Source organism: Micromonospora sp. NPDC051006, assembly GCF_044456245.1.
GTDB lineage: Bacteria > Actinomycetota > Actinomycetes > Mycobacteriales > Micromonosporaceae > Micromonospora.
On the sequence record NZ_JBITFP010000016.1, the window covers coordinates 98,067 to 116,975 of the forward strand.

At 74.3% G+C, this 18,909-nt stretch carries 15 protein-coding genes; 8 read left to right on the forward strand and 7 right to left on the reverse strand.

Going from position 1 to position 18,909, the window contains the following annotated elements; genetic code table 11:
* Positions 1-181: 181 nt before the first annotated feature.
* From ACIBBA_RS22790 to ACIBBA_RS22800, 3 genes are read right to left on the reverse strand one after another with little or no spacing between them, the layout of a single operon-like run.
* Positions 182-850, reverse strand: coding sequence for a response regulator transcription factor (locus ACIBBA_RS22790; RefSeq protein WP_007072219.1), 669 nt, complete (start codon positions 848-850; stop codon positions 182-184).
* A gap of 7 nt (positions 851-857) precedes the next feature.
* Positions 858-2,549, reverse strand: a complete 1,692-nt coding sequence (locus ACIBBA_RS22795) for a GAF domain-containing sensor histidine kinase (protein ID WP_396699977.1) — start codon at positions 2,547-2,549, stop codon at positions 858-860.
* Between the two features lie 14 nt (positions 2,550-2,563).
* Entirely contained in the window at positions 2,564-4,372 is a 1,809-nt protein-coding gene (locus tag ACIBBA_RS22800; RefSeq protein WP_396699978.1) for an AMP-dependent synthetase/ligase, read from the reverse strand.
* 168 nt (positions 4,373-4,540) lie between these two features.
* On the opposite strand from ACIBBA_RS22800, the gene ACIBBA_RS22805 reads away from it, so the two are divergent.
* The 6 genes from ACIBBA_RS22805 to ACIBBA_RS22830 all read left to right on the forward strand — a co-directional run bounded on the left by ACIBBA_RS22805 (position 4,541) and on the right by ACIBBA_RS22830 (position 9,785).
* A complete protein-coding gene (locus tag ACIBBA_RS22805) occupies positions 4,541-4,996 on the forward strand; it encodes an SRPBCC family protein (RefSeq protein ID WP_357050052.1) in 456 nt (151 codons plus the stop codon).
* A 40-nt stretch (positions 4,997-5,036) separates the two neighbouring features.
* Positions 5,037-5,690: a hypothetical protein gene (locus tag ACIBBA_RS22810; protein ID WP_396700022.1), complete on the forward strand. Its 654-nt coding sequence runs from the start codon at positions 5,037-5,039 to the stop codon at positions 5,688-5,690.
* Positions 5,691-5,759: 69 nt separating this feature from the next.
* A complete protein-coding gene (locus tag ACIBBA_RS22815; protein WP_396699979.1) occupies positions 5,760-6,707 on the forward strand; it encodes an ROK family glucokinase in 948 nt (315 codons plus the stop codon).
* Positions 6,708-6,717: 10 nt separating this feature from the next.
* A complete protein-coding gene (locus ACIBBA_RS22820; RefSeq protein WP_396699980.1) occupies positions 6,718-7,425 on the forward strand; it encodes an endonuclease/exonuclease/phosphatase family protein in 708 nt (235 codons plus the stop codon).
* 94 nt (positions 7,426-7,519) lie between these two features.
* Positions 7,520-8,920, forward strand: coding sequence for a flavin-containing monooxygenase (locus ACIBBA_RS22825; RefSeq protein WP_396699982.1), 1,401 nt, complete (start codon positions 7,520-7,522; stop codon positions 8,918-8,920).
* A 70-nt stretch (positions 8,921-8,990) separates the two neighbouring features.
* Positions 8,991-9,785: an alpha/beta hydrolase gene (locus ACIBBA_RS22830; protein ID WP_396700023.1), complete on the forward strand. Its 795-nt coding sequence runs from the start codon at positions 8,991-8,993 to the stop codon at positions 9,783-9,785.
* A gap of 73 nt (positions 9,786-9,858) precedes the next feature.
* On the opposite strand, the gene ACIBBA_RS22835 is transcribed toward ACIBBA_RS22830, so the two are convergent.
* Together ACIBBA_RS22835 and ACIBBA_RS22840 are read right to left on the reverse strand one after the other, a co-directional pair.
* On the reverse strand, positions 9,859-11,346 hold the full coding sequence (locus ACIBBA_RS22835) for a trehalose-6-phosphate synthase (RefSeq protein WP_396699983.1): 1,488 nt from the start codon (positions 11,344-11,346) through the stop codon (positions 9,859-9,861).
* A gap of 187 nt (positions 11,347-11,533) precedes the next feature.
* Entirely contained in the window at positions 11,534-12,373 is an 840-nt protein-coding gene (locus ACIBBA_RS22840; RefSeq protein WP_396699984.1) for a DUF308 domain-containing protein, read from the reverse strand.
* A gap of 406 nt (positions 12,374-12,779) precedes the next feature.
* Between ACIBBA_RS22840 and ACIBBA_RS22845 the strand changes: the two genes are divergently transcribed.
* Positions 12,780-13,469, forward strand: coding sequence for a lysophospholipid acyltransferase family protein (locus tag ACIBBA_RS22845; RefSeq protein WP_396699985.1), 690 nt, complete (start codon positions 12,780-12,782; stop codon positions 13,467-13,469).
* 175 nt (positions 13,470-13,644) lie between these two features.
* Here ACIBBA_RS22845 and ACIBBA_RS22850 read toward each other — a convergent pair whose 3' ends face one another.
* Positions 13,645-17,190 (reverse strand): ATP-binding protein, encoded by a 3,546-nt coding sequence (locus tag ACIBBA_RS22850; protein WP_396699986.1) that lies wholly within the window; start codon positions 17,188-17,190, stop codon positions 13,645-13,647.
* 60 nt (positions 17,191-17,250) lie between these two features.
* Here ACIBBA_RS22850 and ACIBBA_RS22855 point away from each other — a divergent pair, with 60 nt between their 5' ends.
* Positions 17,251-17,508: a hypothetical protein gene (locus ACIBBA_RS22855; RefSeq protein ID WP_350872309.1), complete on the forward strand. Its 258-nt coding sequence runs from the start codon at positions 17,251-17,253 to the stop codon at positions 17,506-17,508.
* 39 nt (positions 17,509-17,547) lie between these two features.
* On the opposite strand, the gene ACIBBA_RS22860 is transcribed toward ACIBBA_RS22855, so the two are convergent.
* Positions 17,548-18,660 carry an MFS transporter gene (locus tag ACIBBA_RS22860; protein WP_396699987.1) on the reverse strand — a complete coding sequence of 371 codons (1,113 nt, stop codon included), beginning with the start codon at positions 18,658-18,660 and terminating at the stop codon, positions 17,548-17,550.
* Positions 18,661-18,909 lie beyond the last annotated feature (249 nt).

Consider the following 18,909-nt stretch of genomic DNA (forward strand, 5'->3'; position numbering starts at 1 on the left):
GCGGGCGGCGCTGCCCGCGGACCACCGCGGTATTCTGCCCCGGCGAGTGCCCGGGAGACCATAGCGCGTCGGCACCGCGGCACGGAGATCGGTCGATATGCGAAATCCGCGTCGGCCGAGGGCCGACGCGGATTCCGGATCGTGCGGTGAGCCACCCGCCGGTCAGGGCGGGCGGGGCGGGTCAGAACTTCGGGGCGTCCGGCGCCTCGAGCAGGCCGAGCCGCAGCGCGGTCATCAGCGCCTGGGCCCGGTTGGCCGCGCCCAGCTTCTCGTAGAGCTTCGAGATGTGGGTCTTGGCGGTGGACTCGCTGACGAAGAGCTGCTTGGCGATGCCGGCCACGCTCATGCCGTCGGCGAGCAGCCGCAGCACCTGCCCCTCGCGCGGCGAGAGCTGCGGCCCGGACGGGGCCAGCCGGCGCTTCATCGCCTCGGCCAGGTCGGCCGCGGTGAACGCGCTGGGGGAGGAGGCGGCGTGCCGGGCGGCGGCCACCACCTCGTCGGCCGGCGCGGTCTTCGGCACGAAGGCGCTGGCCCCGGCCTCGAGCGCGCCGAAGAGCTGGTCGTCGCCGGCGTACATGGTGAGCACCACGATGCCCATCGAGGCGCTGGACTTGCGCAGCGCCCGGGTGGCCTCAAGGCCGCTGCCGTCGGGCAGCCGCAGATCCATGATCACCACGTCCGGCTGGAGCGCACCGGCCTGGCGTACCCCCTCCGCCGCCGTGGCGGCCTCGCCGACGACCTCGAACTGGCGGTCACGCTCGAACGCGTGCCGCAGGCCCTTGCGGATCAGGTCGTGATCGTCGACAAGGAGGACCTTGGTGCGGGTGGCCGGTGTCGGACTGGTGGTCATCCTCGGGTTACTCCCCTTCTGCTGCTGCGCTACCGCGCACGTTATCGCGCCGGGGCGAGGTGCCGAGAACCACCGCCACGGTCGTGCCGCTCGGTTGCCGCGGGCGGATCTCCAACCGGCCCCGGATACGTTCCGCCCTCTCGGCCATGATCGCAAGACCGTACCGCCCGTCGGGGCGCTGGTCAGCGATCCCGTGACCGTCATCCGACACTTCAATCTGCGCGTACGGGGGGTCCACCGCACAGGTGACCCAGAGATTGGACGCCCCGGCGTGCTTGCGCGCGTTGGTCACCGCCTCCTGCGCGATGCGCAGCAACTCGGCTTCGGTGGCGGCCGGGAGCCGGGCGGTGGACTCGTCCAGCGACAGGTGCACCCGCAGCCCGCCGGACGCGCCGACCGTGCGGGCGTACTCGGCGATCGCCGCGGCCAGACCGCCGTGCCGGTCCACCTCGCTGCGCAGCTCGAAGAGGCTCAGCCGCAGCTCGGTGATCACCCGGGTCACCTCGGCGCGCAGGGTGCGCAGCGCCTCGGCGGTCTCCTCGGCGTCGTCGAAGACGGTGGCCAGCGCGTTGTCGATGCCGTAGCCGACCATCACCAGCTCCTGGGCGACCCCGTCGTGGATCTCCCGGGCCAGCCGCTGCCGCTCCTCGTTGGTGGCCAGCGAGCGGACCTCGTCGAAGAGGAGCGCGGCCTCCAGCCGGAGCGCGGCCGGGCCGGTCAACGCGGTCACCCGGGACACCACCGCCGCCGGATAGGCGTGCGCCGCGTCGGCCTCCAGCACGACCAGGCCGACCGTACGCACGCCCGCGACCAGCGGCACGATCAGCGCGGAGACGTCACCGCCGGGGTGCGAGCGGGCCTGCGAGCGGGCCGCCGTCTGCGCCTGCTGGCTGGCCCACGCATCGGCGATCGCCGAGTCCGCGTCGAGCGTGGTCTCCCAGTCCACCCGGTCCACGCCGACCTGGGCGAGCACCACCAGCCGGCCGCCTCCGCTGGCGGAGAGCACCGCGGCCCGGTGGCTCGGCGCGACGGTACGCAGCTCCTCCAACAGGTGCTCGGAGATCCCGCCCGGGTCCAGGGTCGCGCCGGGCAGCTGCCGGGCGACGGTGCGCAGCTGGGTCAACAGCCGGGTCGCCTCGGCGTACGGCTGCGGCTTGCCCTCGTTGCGGACCTGCATCACCCGGTGCAGCGTGCGGGCCGCGTACAGCCCGAGCCCGGCCAGGATCAGCCACTGCGCGCAGACCGCCAGGTAGCCCGCCTGGCCCAGCTGTCGCGCCCCGTCGACCTCGGTCAGCGCGCCGCTGAGCAGCAGCGTCGCCGCGGTCACCCCGAGCAGCGCCGCGCCCTCGCGGAACCGGCGGCGCAGCGCGGTGACGGTCACCGGCACCGCCAGGTAGGGCAGCACCGCCGACGCGCCGAGCCCGTCGATCGAGCCGCCCACCAGCGCCACCGCCGCCACCTGGCTGGCGGCCAGCCCCAGCACCACCACCTCGGCCACCCGGCTGAGCGGGCCGAGCAGCCGGTGCTGTGGCGCCAGCAGGGCGGGCAGCCCGGCGACGGCCAGCAGCCCGATCCACCAGAGCTGGGCCGGGTCGTGGGTCGCGAACAGGGTCAGGACGGCGACCAGCGCCAGCATCACCAGTCGCGCGGCCGCGGCGAGGGGATGCGGGTGGGGTCGGGCGGGTGTCGAGGCGGGCACGTGACGGATCGTAGTCAGCCTCGGTAGATATCGGCGATCTCCGCCGCGTACGTCTTGTGCACGACCTGGCGCTTGACCTTGAGCGACGGGGTCAGCTCGCCGGTCGCCTCGGTGAAGTCGCGGGGCAGGATCCGGAACACCTTGATCGCCTCGGCCTTGGAGACGGCCTGGTTGGCGGCGTCGACCGCGGCCTGGATCTCGGCGCGCAGACCCTCGTGCCCGCGCAGCTCCTCGACCAGGGTGTCGGCGGGGAGACCGGCCGTCTCCAGCCACCGAGGCAGCGCCTCCTCGTCGAGGGTGACCAGCGCGGCGACGAACGGCTGCCGGTCGCCGACCACGACGCACTGGCTGATCAGCGGGTGGGCCCGGACCTGGTCCTCGAGCACGGCCGGCGCGACGTTCTTGCCGGCCGCCGTCACGATGATCTCCTTCTTGCGGCCGGTGATGGTGAGGAAGCCGTCGTTGTCGAGCTGTCCCAGGTCGCCGGTGCGGAACCAGCCGTCGGCGGTCAGCGCCTCGGCGGTGGCCGCCTCGTTGCGCCAGTAGCCCTGGAAGACCAGCTCGCCGGAGATGAGGATCTCGCCGTCGTCGTCGATCCGGACGGTCACCCCGGGCAGCGGCCGGCCGACGGTGCCGATCCGGGTGCCGGTGGGCAGGTTCGCCGCGGCCGCCGGCGCGGTCTCGGTCAGCCCGTAGCCCTCCAGCACGGTCACCCCGATGCCGCGGAAGAAGTGGCCGAGGCGGGCGCCGAGCGGGGCCCCGCCGGAGATCGCGTCCCGGCACCGGCCGCCGAGGGCCGCGCGCAGCTTGCGGTAGACCAGCTTGTCGAAGACGGCGTGCTGGGCCCGCAGCGCCAGGCCCGGCCCGTTCGGGGTCTCCAGCGCCTCGCTGTACGCGATGGCGACCTGCTCGGCCCGGGCGAAGATGCCGCCCTTGCCGTCGGCCTCGGCCTTCTGCTTCGCCGCGTTGTAGACCTTCTCGAAGACCCGGGGCACCGAGAGCACGAAGGTCGGGCGGAACTCCTGCAGCTCGGCGACCAGGTTCTTGGTGTCCGCGCAGTGCCGCAGGGTGGCCCGGGCCTGCACCACGCCGATCTGGATCAGCCGGGCGAACGCGTGCGCCAGCGGGAGAAAGAGCAGGGTGGAGGCGCCGGGGTTGAACAGGTTCGGCAGCACCGGCACCGCGTTGGCGATGTCGGCGTACATGTTCCGGTGGGTGATCACGCAGCCCTTGGGCCGGCCGGTGGTGCCGCTGGTGTAGATGATGGTGGCGACGTCGCCGGAGTGCACCGCGGCCCGGCGCCGGTCGATCTCCGTCGGGTCGACCGAGGCGCCGGCGGCGACCAGGTCGTCCACCCCGCCGAGGTCGATCTGCCACACGTGGTTCAGCTCGGGCAGCCGGTCCTGGACGCCGGCCAGCAGGGTCGCGTGCGCGGTGCTCTCCACCAGGCAGGCGACCGCGCCGGAGTCGGCGAGGATCCAGGCGGCCTGCTCGGCGCTGGAGGTCTCGTAGATCGGCACGGTGACTCCGCCGGCCGCCCAGATGGCGTAGTCGACCAGGGTCCACTCGTAGCGGGTGCGGCTCATCAACCCGACCCGGTCGCCCGGCTGCACACCGGCCGCGACCAGGCCCCGCGCCACCGCGACGACGTCGTCGCGGAACTGCCGGCAGGTGACGTCCGCCCACGCCGGGCCGTCCGCCGCGCCGGTGGGGCGGACGAACTGGACCGTTTCCGGGGCCACCTCGGCGTTTTCCCAGACCGGGTCGGTGAGGTTGGCCGCGTCGCCGACGGTGACGATCGGCGGGACGGAGAACTCGCGCACCTGCACTCCTTCGTGCTCGCACTGGCCGGGCGGGCCGCCACCGGAGGGGTCGGCTCTGTCGAAACCTACCCGCCCGGCCGGCCGGCCCGGGTAGGTAGGGGTTGCCCGCCGAGGCGTGGCGGGGGGCGGGACGGCCCCGCCGTGCCACCCGCCGGGTAGCCTCCCCCCATGGCGGACACCTCCACCCAGTCGATCACCATCGGCGCCCCACCGGAGCAGGTGGCGGCGGTCATCTGCGACTTCCCGCGCTACCCGGAGTGGACCGACGCGGTGCGGCGGGTGGAGGTGATCGAGGAGTACGAGGACGGCTACGCCAGCCAGGTCCGGTTCACCATCGACGCCGCGGTGATGGCCGACGAGTACGTGCTCGAGTACGCCTACGCGGAGGACCTGTCCCGCATCGAGTGGCACCTGGTGGCGCCCTCGGCGATGCAGAAGGCGCAGCGGGGGTCGTACGACCTGGTCGGCAACGCGGACGGCAGCACCACGGTGACCTACACCCTGGAGGTCGAGCTCTCCGTCGGGATGCTCGGCATGTTTCGCCGCAAGGCCGAAAAGATGATCATGGACACCGCGTTGAAGCAGCTCAAGCGCCGGGTAGAAGCACCCGGTGCGGCGCAGTGACGCGTCCGGCGGCCTGGCCGCCCCGGTAGAGGAGCCGACCATGGTGGCAACGGATCCGGGCTCGGCCCGGGAAGAGGCGGAGCGGCTGGTCGCGACGCTGCTGGCGAGCGCGCGGCTGGCCGCCGCCGGGCCGTCCACGGGCCCCTGGGGCCCGCTCGGTGGGATCGTCTCCAGTGTGTTCGGTCACAGTGCGCCGGATGGGGTCAACCACCCCACCGGGACCGGTTTCGCCACCGGTAGCGCCGAATGCTGCGTCTGCCCGGTCTGCCGGGGTATCGCCGCGCTACGGGATCCGAGTCCGGAATTCGCCGAGCGGCTCGCCACCGGAGCCGGCGATCTGGCCGCCGGCGTGGCCAGTCTGCTGCGCGCTTTCGCCTCCGCGACCCCGCCCGCGCCGCCCGCCGGCGACCAGGCCGCCGGCGCGACGCCGGCCCCGGCCGGCCCCGCCGACGATCACGTCTGGCGCGAAGCCACCCGCAGCGGGCATGATTCTCAGCCGGCGCCGGAGCGGGACGTCTGGTCCGCCGCGACCCGGGCGGAGGAGACCGCCGCCCCGGCCGCCGCCGGACCGCCTGTCGAGCAGGCCGGGCCGGCCGGCCCGGCGACCGTCCGGGCGACGACCGACCGACCCGTGGTGCCCGCCTCGCGGGCCCCCGGCGACGTCGGCGCGGACGCACCAGGCGACGGGGCCTGACAGGAACATTCCGCAGCACCGGCCACGGGCGGTGGGTGCCGGACAGCACAGCAGAGGGGAGTGGCGGCGGTGACGCTGACCATCGGGATCGACGTCGGTGGCACGAAGGTGGCCGGCGGTGTCGTCGACGCCACCGGCACGGTGCTCGTGCAGGGCCGACGGGACACTCCCGCCGATGACGTCGCCAAGACCCGCGACGTCATCACCGACCTGGTCAGCGAGTTGGCCGCCGGGCGGTCGATCGAGGCGGTCGGCATCGGCGCGGCCGGCTGGATCGACGCCACCCGCTCCATCGTGCAGTTCGCGCCCAACCTGGCCTGGCGGGACGAGCCACTGCGCGAGTACGTGAGCAAGGTGGTCGGCCTGCCGGTGATCGTGGAGAACGACGGCAACGTCGCCGCCTGGGCCGAGTTCCGCTACGGCGCGGCCCGGCAGGCCGACGACTCGATGGTCATGTTCACCATCGGCACCGGCGTGGGTGGCGGCATCGTGCTCGGCGGTGAGCTGGTCCGTGGCGCGCACGGCGTCGCCGCGGAGCTGGGGCACATGCTGACCGTGCCGGACGGCCACCAGTGCGGCTGCGGCCGGCTCGGCTGCATCGAGCAGTACGCCAGCGGCAGCGCCCTGGTCCGGTTCGCCCGGGCCGCCGCCCGCCAGGAGCCGAACCGGGCCGCCGCGCTGCTGGAGCTGGCCGGCGGGGAGGCCGAGGCGATCACCGGCCCGATGGTGACCGCGGCGGCCAAGGGCGGCGACCCCGTCTCCGCCGAGGCGTTCGCACAGGTCGGCCGCTGGCTCGGCACCAGCCTCGCGGACATGGCGCAGATCCTCGACCCGCAGGTGCTCGTCGTCGGCGGCGGCGTGATCGACGCCGGCGACCTGCTGATGGGCCCGACCCGCCGGTCGTTCACCGAGTCGCTCGCCCAGCGCAGCCGGCTCCCGGTCGCCGAGATCCTCCCGGCCGAGCTGGGCAACCGTGCCGGGGTGATCGGCGCCGCCGACCTGGCTCGCCGGATCTGAGGCGCGCGGCGTGACGCAGAGCTCCGGCGTGCCGCTGCGGGTCGTCTCGTACAACATCCACAGCCAGCGGGACGACACGGCCGCGCTGGCCGCGGTGGTCCGGGCCGCGGCCCCGGACGTGGTGATCGTGCAGGAGGGGCCGCGGCGCTTCCGTTGGCGGCAGAAGTCCGCCACGCTGGCCGAGTCGTTCGGCCTGGTGGTGGCCGCCGGTGGCCTGCCCGCGCTGGGCAACCTGCTGCTGACCAGCCTGCGGGTCCGGGTCGCGGCCACCCGGTGCCAGCGCTTCCCGCTCACGCCCGGGCGGCACCTGCGCGGCGCCGCGTACGCCGAGTGCGTGGTCGCCGGCGGCGCGCGGTTCACCCTGGTCGGCTCGCACCTCTCCACCGACCCCGCCGAGCGCCCGGCGCAGGCCGCCCTGCTCAAGCGGGAGCTGGACGCCGCCGGCGCCCCCGTGGTCGCCGGCGCTGACCTCAACGAGGGGCCGGACGGCCCGGCCTGGGCCACCGTGGCGCGCGGGCTGACCGACGCGGCGGTCGCGGCGGACCGGGCCGACCGGCTCACCTACTCCTGCGCCGACCCGCGCCGGCGCATCGACGCGCTCTTCGTCGATCCGCGGATCACGGTGGTCGACTACGACGTGGTGGACACCCCACAGACCCGGCGGGCAAGTGACCACTTCCCGGTCCTGGTCGACCTGCTGCTGCCGGTCGCCGACTGACCCACGCCGCCCATCCGGGGCTGGACAACCGGCTCCGATGTGGAGAGGATTTCGCGGCGACCCGGCATCCGTGCCGCACAAAGGAGATATCCCGGTGTCCACCTCCACCGACCGGCCCGATCCGGAGGCGACCGCGCTCGCCCTGAGCCGCGACGGCCGCCCGGTCTCCGACCGGGGCGACACGGTCTGCGTCATCGGCGCCGGGGCCAGCGGCCTGACCGCCGTGAAGAACCTCAAGGAGCACGGCTTCGGCGTCGACTGCTACGAGCGGGAGACCGGCGTGGGCGGGGCGTGGAACTGGCGGCACGACCGCAGCCCGGTCTACGCGAGCACGCACCTGATCTCGTCGCGGCCGTTCACCCAGTTCCCCGACTTCCCGATGCCGGACTCCTGGCCCGACTACCCGCACCACAGCCGGCTGCTGGCCTACTTCGAGCGGTACGCCGACCACTTCGACCTGCGCTCGCACATCTGGTTCGGCACCGAGGTGATCCGGGTCGAGCCCGTCGAGGGCGACCGCTGGGACGTCACCACCCGCAGCACCGGCGGCTACGGCCCGGAACGCACCTCCCGCTACGCCGCCGTGGTGGTGGCCAACGGGCACAACTGGTCGCCGAAGCTGCCCGACTACGAGGGGCTGGCCGAGTTCCGCGGCGAGGTCATGCACGCCTCCTCCTACAAGGATCCGGCCCAGCTGCGTGGCAAGCGGGTGCTGGTGGTGGGCGCGGGCAACACCGGCTGCGACATCGCCGTGGAGGCCGCCCAGCAGGCGTCGCACTGCTGGCACTCCACCCGGCGCGGCTACTGGTACGCCCCGAAGTACGTCCTCGGTCGCCCCGCCGACCAGGTCAACGACGCCCTGCTGGCGCTGCGCGTGCCGCTGCGGATGCGGCAGTGGCTCTACCACTGGACGCTGCGGCTCACCGTCGGCGACCTGACCCGGTTCGGCCTGCCGAAGCCGGACCACCGGGTCTACGAGACGCACCCGATCGCGAACAGCCAGCTCGTCTACCACGTCGGGCACGGCGCGATCACGCCCGTGCCGGACGTCGCCCGCTTCGGCCCGTACGGTGTGGAGCTCACCGACGGCCGGCAGCTCGAGCCGGAGCTGGTCGTCTTCGCCACCGGCTATCTGCCCCGCTTCGAGTTCCTCGACCCGAAGGTGCTCGGCGACGACTCCGGCACCGGCCGGCCGACGCTCTGGCTCAACGCGTTCGCGCCGGGCCACCCGACGCTGGCCGTGGTCGGCCTGCTCCAGCCGGACTCGGGCGTCTTCACCCTGTCGCACTGGCAGGCGGTGCTCTTCGCCCGGCTGCTCCAGCTGCGCCGCACCCGCCCCGAGCGGGCGTCCGCGTTCGCCGCGGCGACGCAGGCCCGGGCGGGGGAGCGCTACTCCGGGCAGGTCAAGGAGAGCAGCCGGCACTGGTTCGAGGTCGGTCACGCCGACTACCTGCGCGCCCTCCAGCGCGCCCTCGACACCCTGGAGAACAAGTGAGCGCGAGGAGCGAGCTAGCGAGCCCCGCAGTCGGGAACGGAGGGCGACTCACGTGAGCGACGTGCGGATCATGCGGGGGCGGGAGTGGGCGCGGCCGGTCCGTCCGGCCCGGCGTGAGGTGCTCAGCGCCACCCCCGAGCTGGAGGAGGGGCGACCGCCGCTGCTCTTCGTACCGGGCTTCGGGCACGGGGCGTGGGCGTTCGCCGAGCACTGGCTCGGGCACGCCGCGTCCCGCGGCTTCCCGGCGCACGCGGTGAGCCTGCGCGGGCACGGCGGCAGCGAGCCGGCGCCGGAGGCGACGCTGCGGGCGTACGTGCACGACGTGGTGCAGGTGGCCGCGGGCCTGCCCCGCCAGACGGTGCTGGTCGGGCACGGCGCCGGCGCGCTGGTGGTGGCGCACGCGCTGGCCCGCTATCCGGCCCGGGCGGCGGTGCTGGTGGCGCCGGTCTTCGGCGGCTGGGGGACGCTCGGCGCGGCGCTGCGCCGCAACCCGGCCGGCACCCTGCCGGCGGTCGTCGGCGGCCGGCTGCGGCTCAGCCGCGGCCAGCTGTTCAGCCGGGAGCTGCCCGACGCCGACGCCCGGCGGTACGCCGGTCGGCTCGGCCGGGCGGGCCGGCGGGCCCAGTGGCAGCTGCTGACCCAGACCGACCCGGAGCCGGCGGTCGGCGCGCCGTCGGTGCTGGTGCTGGGCAGCCCCGACGACCGGGTGGTGCCGGCCGGGGCGCTGAACCGGGTCGCCCGCCGCTACGGCTCGGCGCCGCTGCTCTTTCCCGGAATGGGGCACGACCTGATGCTCGACGCCCGCTGGCGGGAGCCGATCGACGCCCTGCTCGACTGGCTGGAGAAGGAGACGATTGCTCGCTGAGCCCCCGCCGGCCCCGGCCGGTCGAACCAGGCACAGCGGGCGGCCGGCAGTGGTCGCCGGAGCGGGTCCGCGCTCAGCGGCCGGTGCGACGTTCGGCCCGGGCGGCCGAGCGGTCGGGCTGGCTCGGCAGCGCCGGGGCGCCGTCGCCGGTGATGGTGAGCCGGTCGACCAGCGCGCCGGACTCGTCCAGAGCGGCCAGGTAGGAGCGGGCCCAGGCGCGGATGTCGTGTCGGTGCAGATGCGCGCGCATGGCCCGCATCCGTTCGGTGACGTCGGCCGGGGCGGCGTGCAGCGCCGCGAGCAGCCCCTGCTTCAGCCCCTCCAGGTCGTGCGGGTTCACCAGGTACGCCTGGGACAGCTCGGCGGCGGTGCCGGCGAACTCGCTGAGCAGCAGCGCCCCGGCGTCGTCGACCCGGGCCGCCACGTACTCCTTGGCCACCAGGTTCATCCCGTCGCGCAGCGGGGTCACCGCCATCACGTCGGCGACCCGGTAGAGGGCGGCCAGCTCGGCCCGGTCGAACGGCTGGGTCAGGTAGTGGATGGCCGGCTCGCCGACCCGGCCGAACTCGCCGTTGATCCGGCCGACCTCGCGCTCCACCCGCTCCCGCAGGATCTGGTACTGCCCGACCCGTTCCCGGCTCGGCACCGCGACCTGCACCAGCACCGTGTCGCGGACCTTCACGTGCCCGCTGACCAGCAGCTCGCTGTACGCCTTGAGCCGCTGCTCGATGCCCTTGGTGTAGTCCATCCGGTCGACGCTGAGGATGACGTGCTCGGGGCTGCCGAGGTCCTGCCGCAGCCGGCGGGCCCGGGCGGCCACCTCGGGTCGGGCGGCCAGCGCGGCCATCTCGGCGGTGTCGATGGAGACCGGGAACGCGCCGATGCGGACCACCCGGTCGTCGATGCCGATCCGCCGGTCGGTGGCCGGCAGGCCCAGCACCTTGGTCACCAGCTGGGCGAAGTTGTGCGCGGCCTGGGCCCGCTGGAAGCCGACCAGGTCGGCGCCGAGCATGCCGCGCAGCAGCTCGGCCCGGCGGGGGAGCTGCATGAACAGCTCCGGCGGCGGGAACGGCACGTGCAGGAAGAAGCCGATCCGCAGGTCCGGCCGTAGCGCCCGGAGCAGGCCCGGCACCAGGTGCAGGTGGTAGTCCTGCACCCAGACCACCGCGCCCGGCTCGGCGACCTCCGCGGTGGTCTCGGCGAACCGCTGGTTGACCCGCTGGTACGCCTCCCACCAGCGCCGGTGGTGCTGGGGCTGCTCGACCGCGTCGTGGTAGAGCGGCCAGAGCGTCGCGTTGGCGAACCCCTCGTAGTGGTCGCGCAGGTCGTCCTGGTCTAGCGGCACCGCGCGCATCCGGACGCCGTCGACGTCGGGCAGCGTCGGGGCGGGGCCGGTGCCGCCGGCCCAGCCGACCCAGGTCGCCGGGGTGTGCCGCAGCAGCGGGTGCAGCGCGCTGACCAGGCCGCCGGGGCTGCGCCGCCATTCGCAGGCGCCGTCCAGGGCCAGGTTGTCGTCGATGGGGAGGCGGTTGGCCACCACCACGAGGGAACTCTGTCGCATCTCGGGCATTCCGATCAGCAGAGACCGACCGCCACGAGCAAGGAAAAACCGGTCAGTCAGCGGGGGAAGTGACGTACGGCGGTATTCCTACTGACCGTAAGTTACACCACTGTCACGCCGACTGCGGGCCGTCGGCGTCCCGGTATGCGGTCGGTCACCCGCCGGTGGCGGGGCGCACACGGCCGGTTCAGACCACCGCGCCGTCGTCCGGGTCGCGCTCGTCGTCGTCGCCACCGGGGCGCAGCCGCCAGATCAGCGTGACGAAGCCGGCGAGGATGCCGGTGAACCCGAGCAGGGTGACCGCCGAGCGGTCCACCGGCAGCAGCGAGGGGAAGAGGAAGAGCACGAAGCCGACGACCACGCCGAGCACGCCCACCGCGGCGTACTTGGAGACCCGGGGCAGCGGCGGGGGCGGCGGCGGGGTGTAGCGCTCGTCCTCGTCGTCGTCGGGCAGGTCGGCGCCGAAGGTGTCCAGCCCGTCGAGCAGCGAGGGTTCGTCCGGCCCGGGGTTGCGGCCGACCGAGATGCCGGAGACGTCGGCGGCGTAGGGGAGCCGGCGGACGTCGGTCGCGGTGGGCGAGGAGTCGTCGGCCCGGGTGGCCAGCGGGCCGCCGGTCGGCTCGGCCGGGTCGTCGACGTCCTCGGCGGCCGGCCAGGGGTTGTCGCCGGTGGTGGGGGTGGCGTGGTAGCCGGCGACGATCCGGGCCCACTCGGCCTCGATGTCCGGCTCGTCGGGGCGGGACTGCTCGGGGGCGCCCTCGTCGGCGAGTTGGGTGAGATAGTCGCGGGCGGTGGTGAGGTGGGAGCGGTCGACGTAGAGCCGGTCGACGGGCCGGGCCGGCACGGTGGTCGTGCGGGTCACCGGGTTGAGGTCGGCCGACGGTTGGAGGTAGGCGGCGATGCCGCCGGCGGCCAGCACGTCCAGCAGGTGTTCGCCGACGCGCGGATCCACGTCGCCAGCGACGGCGTACTCGCTCGCGTCGAGCCCGTTGTCCCGCCGCCCCCGGCGGGCCCCACCCGCTGACACCGGACACCCTCCTCAACGCGCCTGCCGGCGCGGCCGCCCCAGCCCCCTCGGCGTGTGCGCACGCCGTGCCCTGAATCGTGACACGTCAGGGGCCGGTTCCGGGAGTGCGTTGTGTCGCGTCTTCCAAAGTCAGCGGCCGTGCCGCTGGTCGTGGCCGCGGTCGTATGTCCGTTTGTGCGCAGAACGCGGCAGGTGACTACCCGCCCTCCTGGTCGTCAACCGGCCACCGGCGGCCGGTGGCGGCGAACCCCGGTCGCGGTGCGGCCCAGTCGATCTACGTCGGCGGTCGGGACGGACGTCCATTGTGGCGAGCGCCTGCGCTTCGTAGGCTCGTCCGCGACGCGGCGCCACTCGCGGCGCGGGGCTGCGCCGGTGCCGTCGTGACCGCCACTGGGAAAGGACGCCGGTGTTCTACTGGCTGATGAAGTACGTCGTGCTCGGCCCGCTACTGAGGTTGATCTTCCGGCCGCAGGTCGAAGGGCTGCACCACGTGCCGGCCTCCGGCCCGGTCATCCTGGCCAGCAACCACCTCTCCTTCTCCGACTCGATCTTCACGCCGTTGATCGTCAAGCGGAGGGTCACCTTCGTGGCCAAGGCCGAGTACTTCATCGGCAAGGGCATCAAGGGGTGGTTGACCAAGATGTTCTTCGTCAGCAGCGGCACGATCCCGGTCGACCGCTCCGGCGGCAAGGCGGCCCGGGCCGCGCTGGACACCCAGTTGCAGGTGCTGCGGGCCGGCGGGATCGCCGGCATCTACCCGGAGGGCACCCGCTCCCCGGACGGGCGGCTCTACCGGGGCAAGACCGGCGTGGCCCGGCTGGCTCTGGAGAGCGGCGCGCCGGTGGTGCCGGTGGGGATGCTCAACGCCGACGAGATCCAGCCGCCCGGCAAGCTGATCCCGAAGATCGCCCGGGTCCGGATCCGGTTCGGGGCGCCGCTAAACTTCTCCCGCTACCAGGGCCTGGCCGGCGACCGGTTCGTCGAGCGCGCGGTCACCGACGAGATCATGTACGAGCTGATGGAGCTCTCCGGCCGCGAGTACGTCGACGTCTACGCCCAGAAGCTCAAGATCCAACCCGCCCCCGTCGCCGCCTGACCCTCGCCGTCGGTCGCGGAGGAGGCCGTAGGTGGCATCCGGACGCTGTCGAACTGGTCCATATCTGAACCAGCGGTGCCGGGGACGGCGCTGCCGGGTGTCCATATCTGGAGCAGTTCGACAGCATCCCCAACCTCCACCCGCAGTTGCCCGCCGGACTCGCTGGCCGCCGCCGTCAGGGCAGGTGGAGCAGGGTGCGGGCGTGGTGGCGGGTGGCGAAGTCGTGCAGGCGGGCGCGGGCCGCCGCCGCGGCGGGCGGGTCGGTCTCGGTCAACGGGCCGATCGCCAGCGCGGTCGTGATGATCTCGTCGGTCACGTCGGTCATCCGGGCGTAGCTCGCCGCGGCCGACTGCAGCAGCCGCGCGGCGGTACGCGGGTCGCCGGCCTGCCGGGCCAGGGTGGCGTCGGCGACCTCACCGGCGGCCCGGGCCCACGGGGTCGTCCGGGGCGCCCGGTCCAAGAGGTCGCGCACCAGCCGGGCCGCGTCGGCGCCGAGGACCCCGGCGACGTGCCCGACGGCCGGCACCCACTCGGCGAACGGGATCATCCGGGTCCGTCGCCAGTCCTCGTCCAGCTCGGCCAGCAGCGCCATCGCCTCGTCCCGGTGGCCCTGCACCGCCCGGCAGAGCGCGGAGTGCGCCAGGGTCGAGCGCAACACCCGGTGGAACCCGCTGCGACGGGCCGCGACCAGGGCCTGCTCGACCAGATCCGGGCCGTCCTCGCCGGGGGCGTCGGACGGCTCGGTGGCGCGCAGCCCCCGCATCCAGCCGGACACCGCCACGATGTGCAGGTCCCACTCGGCGGTCGGCCGGCGGGTCGACTCCGCCGCGATGGCCAGCGCCGAGGTCCAGTCGCCCGCGTAGTACGACCGGGTCCACTGGTCGGCGAAGCTGGTGGCCAGGCTGTGCTCGCCGCCCAGGTCGAGGCTCAGCTGCTCGTCGACCAGCCGGACCGAGCCGGCCAGGTCGCCCTCCTCCTGCAACGCCCAGGCGAGGTTCTGCACCGCCCGACGCCGGCTGGTCAGCCGCTCCACGCGGCAGTGCTCGGTCACGTCGACCAGCTCCGCGTACGCCTCAGCGGAGCCGGCCAGGTAGCGCGCCACCGCGAGGGTGATCCGCGCGTTGGCCTGGACCTCGCGCAGCTGGAGCCGCTCGGCGAGGTTGGCCGCGGTCCGGGCCGCGGCGCAGGCCGGGTCGGTCTCCGCGTTGAGCATGTGCACCCGGGCCAGCTCCAGCAGAGCGCTCGCCTTCTCCTGGCTGTCCGGCAGCTCGTCGTAGATGCCGATCGCCCGGTCCAGGCAGTGCAGCGTCGCGGCGCGGTCGGCCCGGCTCCAGGCGGCGGTGGCCAGCAGCGTCCAGGCCCGCGCCGCGCCCGTCCGGTCGCCGCTCGCGGTGAGCCGCTCGGCGAGCCGGGTGAGTGTGTCCGTGCCGCCGCCCACCAGGAACGCGTCGCCGTCGCGGTAGAACGCCAGCTCCGCGTCGAACAGCTCCAGCGCCGGGTCGGTGCCGACGTCCAGCGTGAGCGCCCGGCCGACCAGCGCGGCGGCGGTGTCCAGCGCGTGCAGCTCGTACGCCCGCCGGGCCGCCCGGTGCAGCGCGGCCCGCGCCGCCGCGGCGTAGGGGGCGGTGTCCAGGCCGACGGTCCGGGCGATCTCGTGCGCCGCCCAGCGGTGATTCGCCAGCACCTCGGCCAGGTCGTGCTGCCGACCGTCGGCGAGCTGCTCCAACCAGTCGGCGGTGCGGTGGTGCCGCAGCACCCGTTCGGCCCGCGGCAACCGCTGGTAGCAGACGTCGCGCACCAGGATGTGCCGGAACCGGTACTCGGACCGACCGGGCATCGTCGAGCTGGCCTGCTCGTACACCAGGTCGCGGCGTTGCAGCCGGTCCAGTGCGCGCTCCACCCACTCGACCGGCCGCCCGAGCGCGCTCGCCACCGGCGCGGCCCAGAACTGCACCCCGACCACCGCGGCAGCCTGGAGAACCGCCCGGTCGGCCGGGTCGAGCAGGTCGAGCCGGTTGGCGATGACCGCCTGCACCGTCCGCGGCATCTCCGCGCCGCCGGCCGGGTCGAGGCGGGCGGTCGGGCCCGCCGTGTCGAGCAGGCCGCCGTCGAGCAGCATCCGGGCGTACTCCTGCGCGTAGAGCGGGTTGCCGTCGGCGAACTCGATCAGTGGCGTGCGCGCGGTGATCGGCAGCGCCGCCTGTCCGAGCAGCAGCGAGTAGAGGGTGTCGATGTCGGTGTCGTGCATCGGTGGCACCGAGATGGACATCGTGCCGCTGATCGTGCCGGTCCACGCCGGATGCCGCTCCCGCAGCTCCGGCCGGGCGGTCGCGACGACCAGCAGCGGTACGCCGCGCGCCGTCGCGCCCAACTGCTCGACGAAGGCGAGCATCGCCTGGTCCGCCCAGTGCATGTCCTCGAAGACCAGCACCGTCGGCCCGGTCGCGGCCAGCGCGAGCAGGAACCGTCGCCAGGTGGCCTCCGTCTCGCCGGGGGTGAGCCGCTCGCCCGGCACCCCGATCAGCGGCCCGAGCGCCTCGGCGAGTCGGACCGCGTGCGGGTCGGCGAGCTGGCTCAACCGGGCCCGCAGTCGGTCGCGCAGCGCGGCCGGGTCGTCGACCTCCGGCACCCCCACCCAGCTCTTCACGATGTCGGCCAGGGCCGACCAGGTGACGTTCTCACCGAACGGGGGGCACTGCCCGACCAGCCAGGTGACCGGCGGGCCGGGCAGGTTCGCGGCGTGCCGGGAGAGTTCGCGCAGCAGGCGGCTCTTGCCCACCCCGGCCGGGCCGAACATCGTCACCAGCTGGGAGGTCCCCTCGGTCACCGTCCGGTGCAGGGCGTTGAAGAGCAGCCCGCGCTCGTGCTCCCGGTCCACCATCGGCGTCAGCTCCGCCGCGTGCGGGCCGGGGTGCGGCCGGGCCCGTACGGCCAGCCAGATCCGGCTGACCGCGGACCGGCCGCGCAGGGTTACCGGCGGCTGGTCGTCGTACTCCAGTTCGTGGCGGGTGGCCGACCAGGTGCTCTCGTCGACGACGACGCCGCCGGGTGGGGCGAACGACTGCAACCGGGACGCGGTGTTGACCACGTCACCGGTGACGAACGCCTGCCCGCCGTCGCGGGTGGCGGAGAGGTCGACGAGCGCCTCGCCGGTGGCGATGCCGACCCGGAAACCGAGTGGCGGCTGCGAGCCGGCGGGCTGACGGGCCAGGTTGCGTTGCAGTTCCAGGCCGGCGCGGACGCAGCGCAGCGCGTCGTTGTCGGTGGCCACCGGCGCGCCGAAGAGCGCCATCACCGCGTCGCCGATGTACTTCTCGACCACCCCGCCGTACTGGTGCACGACCCGCCGGACGGTGGCGAAGTAGGTCTGCTGCAGGCCACGGGCCTGCTCGGGGTCGGCCCGCTCGGCGTACGTGGTGAAGTCGACGATGTCCACGAAGAGCACGCTGACCTGCCGGCGGTCCTCCTGCACCGCGACGACGTGGTCGCGCAGCGGGTGACCGCAGCTGGTGCAGAAGTTCGCCCCGGTGTCGTTGCCGTGCCCGCAGTGCGCGCAGCTGACCGTGAGTGGCTGTCCACATCCGCCGCAGAAGCGGTCGTCAGGTCCGGCTGCGCGTGCGCAGTGTCCACACTTCAGGTCGATGTCCAGCTCCCGTACGCGAGAGAGCCCAGTATCCCGCCCCGGTCGGCCAGTCGGGTACCCGACGTGCGGGTGGGCCACGCGGCCGATAGGGCGGGACTACTCTTCGGTACCAGGAAATTTCACATCAGGGAGAGTGCCGTGCAGGTCCGACTGTCCGCCCCGTGGACCGATCCAGGGGGCACGGTGTGGGCCCCCGGCGACACGATCGACGTCGACGCCGTCACTCTCGCCGAGCTGGAGGAGCAGGGCATGGTAGATGAGCCCGAGGGCCAGGTGAGCGGGTCCGGGAAGAGCACGACGACCTCGTCGAGCACGTCCACGTCCGGGAAGCAGACCGATCCGCAGAAGATCGGCCCGGGGCCGGGCGCCCCGCCGGCCGACGACACCGACGACTGACGGTCGGGTGCGGCCGGCGGGCCACCGGGCCCGCCGGTCTCACCCGTTCGCCGGCGCCAGCCGCATCCGTGGCCGGCGCCCCAGTGCCCGAGCGAGCAGCGGAGCGACCAGCCCGAGGGCGGCCAGCACGCCGAGACCGGAGATGACCAGCACCCATCGTGGACCGGCCGCCGCCAGCAACGGGGCGCCGACCGCGTAGGCCAGCGCCTCCGCGGCGTACGGGAACATGTAGACGGTTCCGAAGACGACGCCGAGCCGTTCGGCGGGCACGCTCTGCTGGATGAGGGTGTCCGCGGCGACGTTGTGCCAGCCCGCCCCGATCCCGGCCGCCGCCTGACCGGCGACGGCGAGCGCGATCACCGGGCTGACGCCGGTGACCAGCGTTCCCAGGCCGAGCGCGGCCAGCGCGCCGTAGAGGACCAGGTCCATCCGGGTCCGCGCGCCGGCCCGGGCGATGCTCATCGGTCCGAGCACCATGCCCACCCCGTAGGCGGTGCCCAGCAGGCCGATGGTCACCTCGCTGGCGTTCAGCTCGGCGCGTCCGAGGGGGACGATGGCGAGGTTGTCCAGCGCCGCGAAGCTCACCATCACCAGGAACCCGACGGAGATCGCGCGGACCACGCCGTGGCCGCGCACCACCCGGAGCCCTTCGCTCAACACTCGGCCGAACGGCTCCGCCCGGCGGCCGGGCGTGGCCGCCGAGAGGGCGCGGACCCCGTTGATGAGCAGTGCGGAGAGCACGAAGGTCGCCACGTTGACGAGCATCGTGGTGGTCAGCCCGAGGGTGGCCAGCAGCACGCCGCCGACCGCCGGCCCGGCCGCGAACCCGATGTTCACGCCCGTCGCGAGGTGGGCGTTCGCCGCCGGCAGTCGCTCGGGTCCGACCAGCCGGGGCAGCAGGCTGCGGCCGGCCGGGGTGAACGCGGTCGCGGCCGTGGTGGCCGCGGTGACCAGCGCCAGGAGCACGGGCAGCGGCGGCGCGAGCAGCGCCACGGCGAGGTAGATCAGTGCCTGGGCGGTGTCGCAGCCGACCATGAGCCGGCGCTGGTCGAACCGGTCAGCCAGCGCGCCGAGCAGTGGCCCGAGCAGTCGGGGCACCGTCCAGGCGAGAAGCAGCAGGGCCACCGCCGCGCCGCCGTACCGGTCGAACACGGCGATCAGCAGTGCGGTGCGGGCCAGCTGGTCGCCGGAGGGCTTCTGGGCGGGACCGGGCTTCTGGGCCGGCCCCGGCTACTGGCTCGGCCCGACCCGCTGATCCGCGCCGCTGTACCGACCCGGTGACGCCGGCTGCCGATGGCAGCCGGCGCAGCCGTGCGCGAGGGGGAGGGCCGAGCGGACCTGGGTCGTCCCGCGACCGGGCCCGTCGCCGGTCGCGCCGGGCCCCGGCGGATGTGGGGGAGA

Bases quoted from the DNA above. Each gene is read 5' to 3' on its own strand.
- ACIBBA_RS22830 (WP_396700023.1), top strand. From the start codon at position 8,991: ATGCGGGGGCGGGAGTGGGCGCGGCCGGTCCGTCCGGCCCGGCGTGAG.
- ACIBBA_RS22810 (WP_396700022.1), top strand. From the start codon at position 5,037: ATGGTGGCAACGGATCCGGGCTCGGCCCGGGAAGAGGCGGAGCGGCTG.
- ACIBBA_RS22790 (WP_007072219.1), bottom strand. From the start codon at position 850: ATGACCACCAGTCCGACACCGGCCACCCGCACCAAGGTCCTCCTTGTC.
- ACIBBA_RS22805 (WP_357050052.1), top strand. From the start codon at position 4,541: ATGGCGGACACCTCCACCCAGTCGATCACCATCGGCGCCCCACCGGAG.
- ACIBBA_RS22835 (WP_396699983.1), bottom strand. From the start codon at position 11,346: ATGCGACAGAGTTCCCTCGTGGTGGTGGCCAACCGCCTCCCCATCGAC.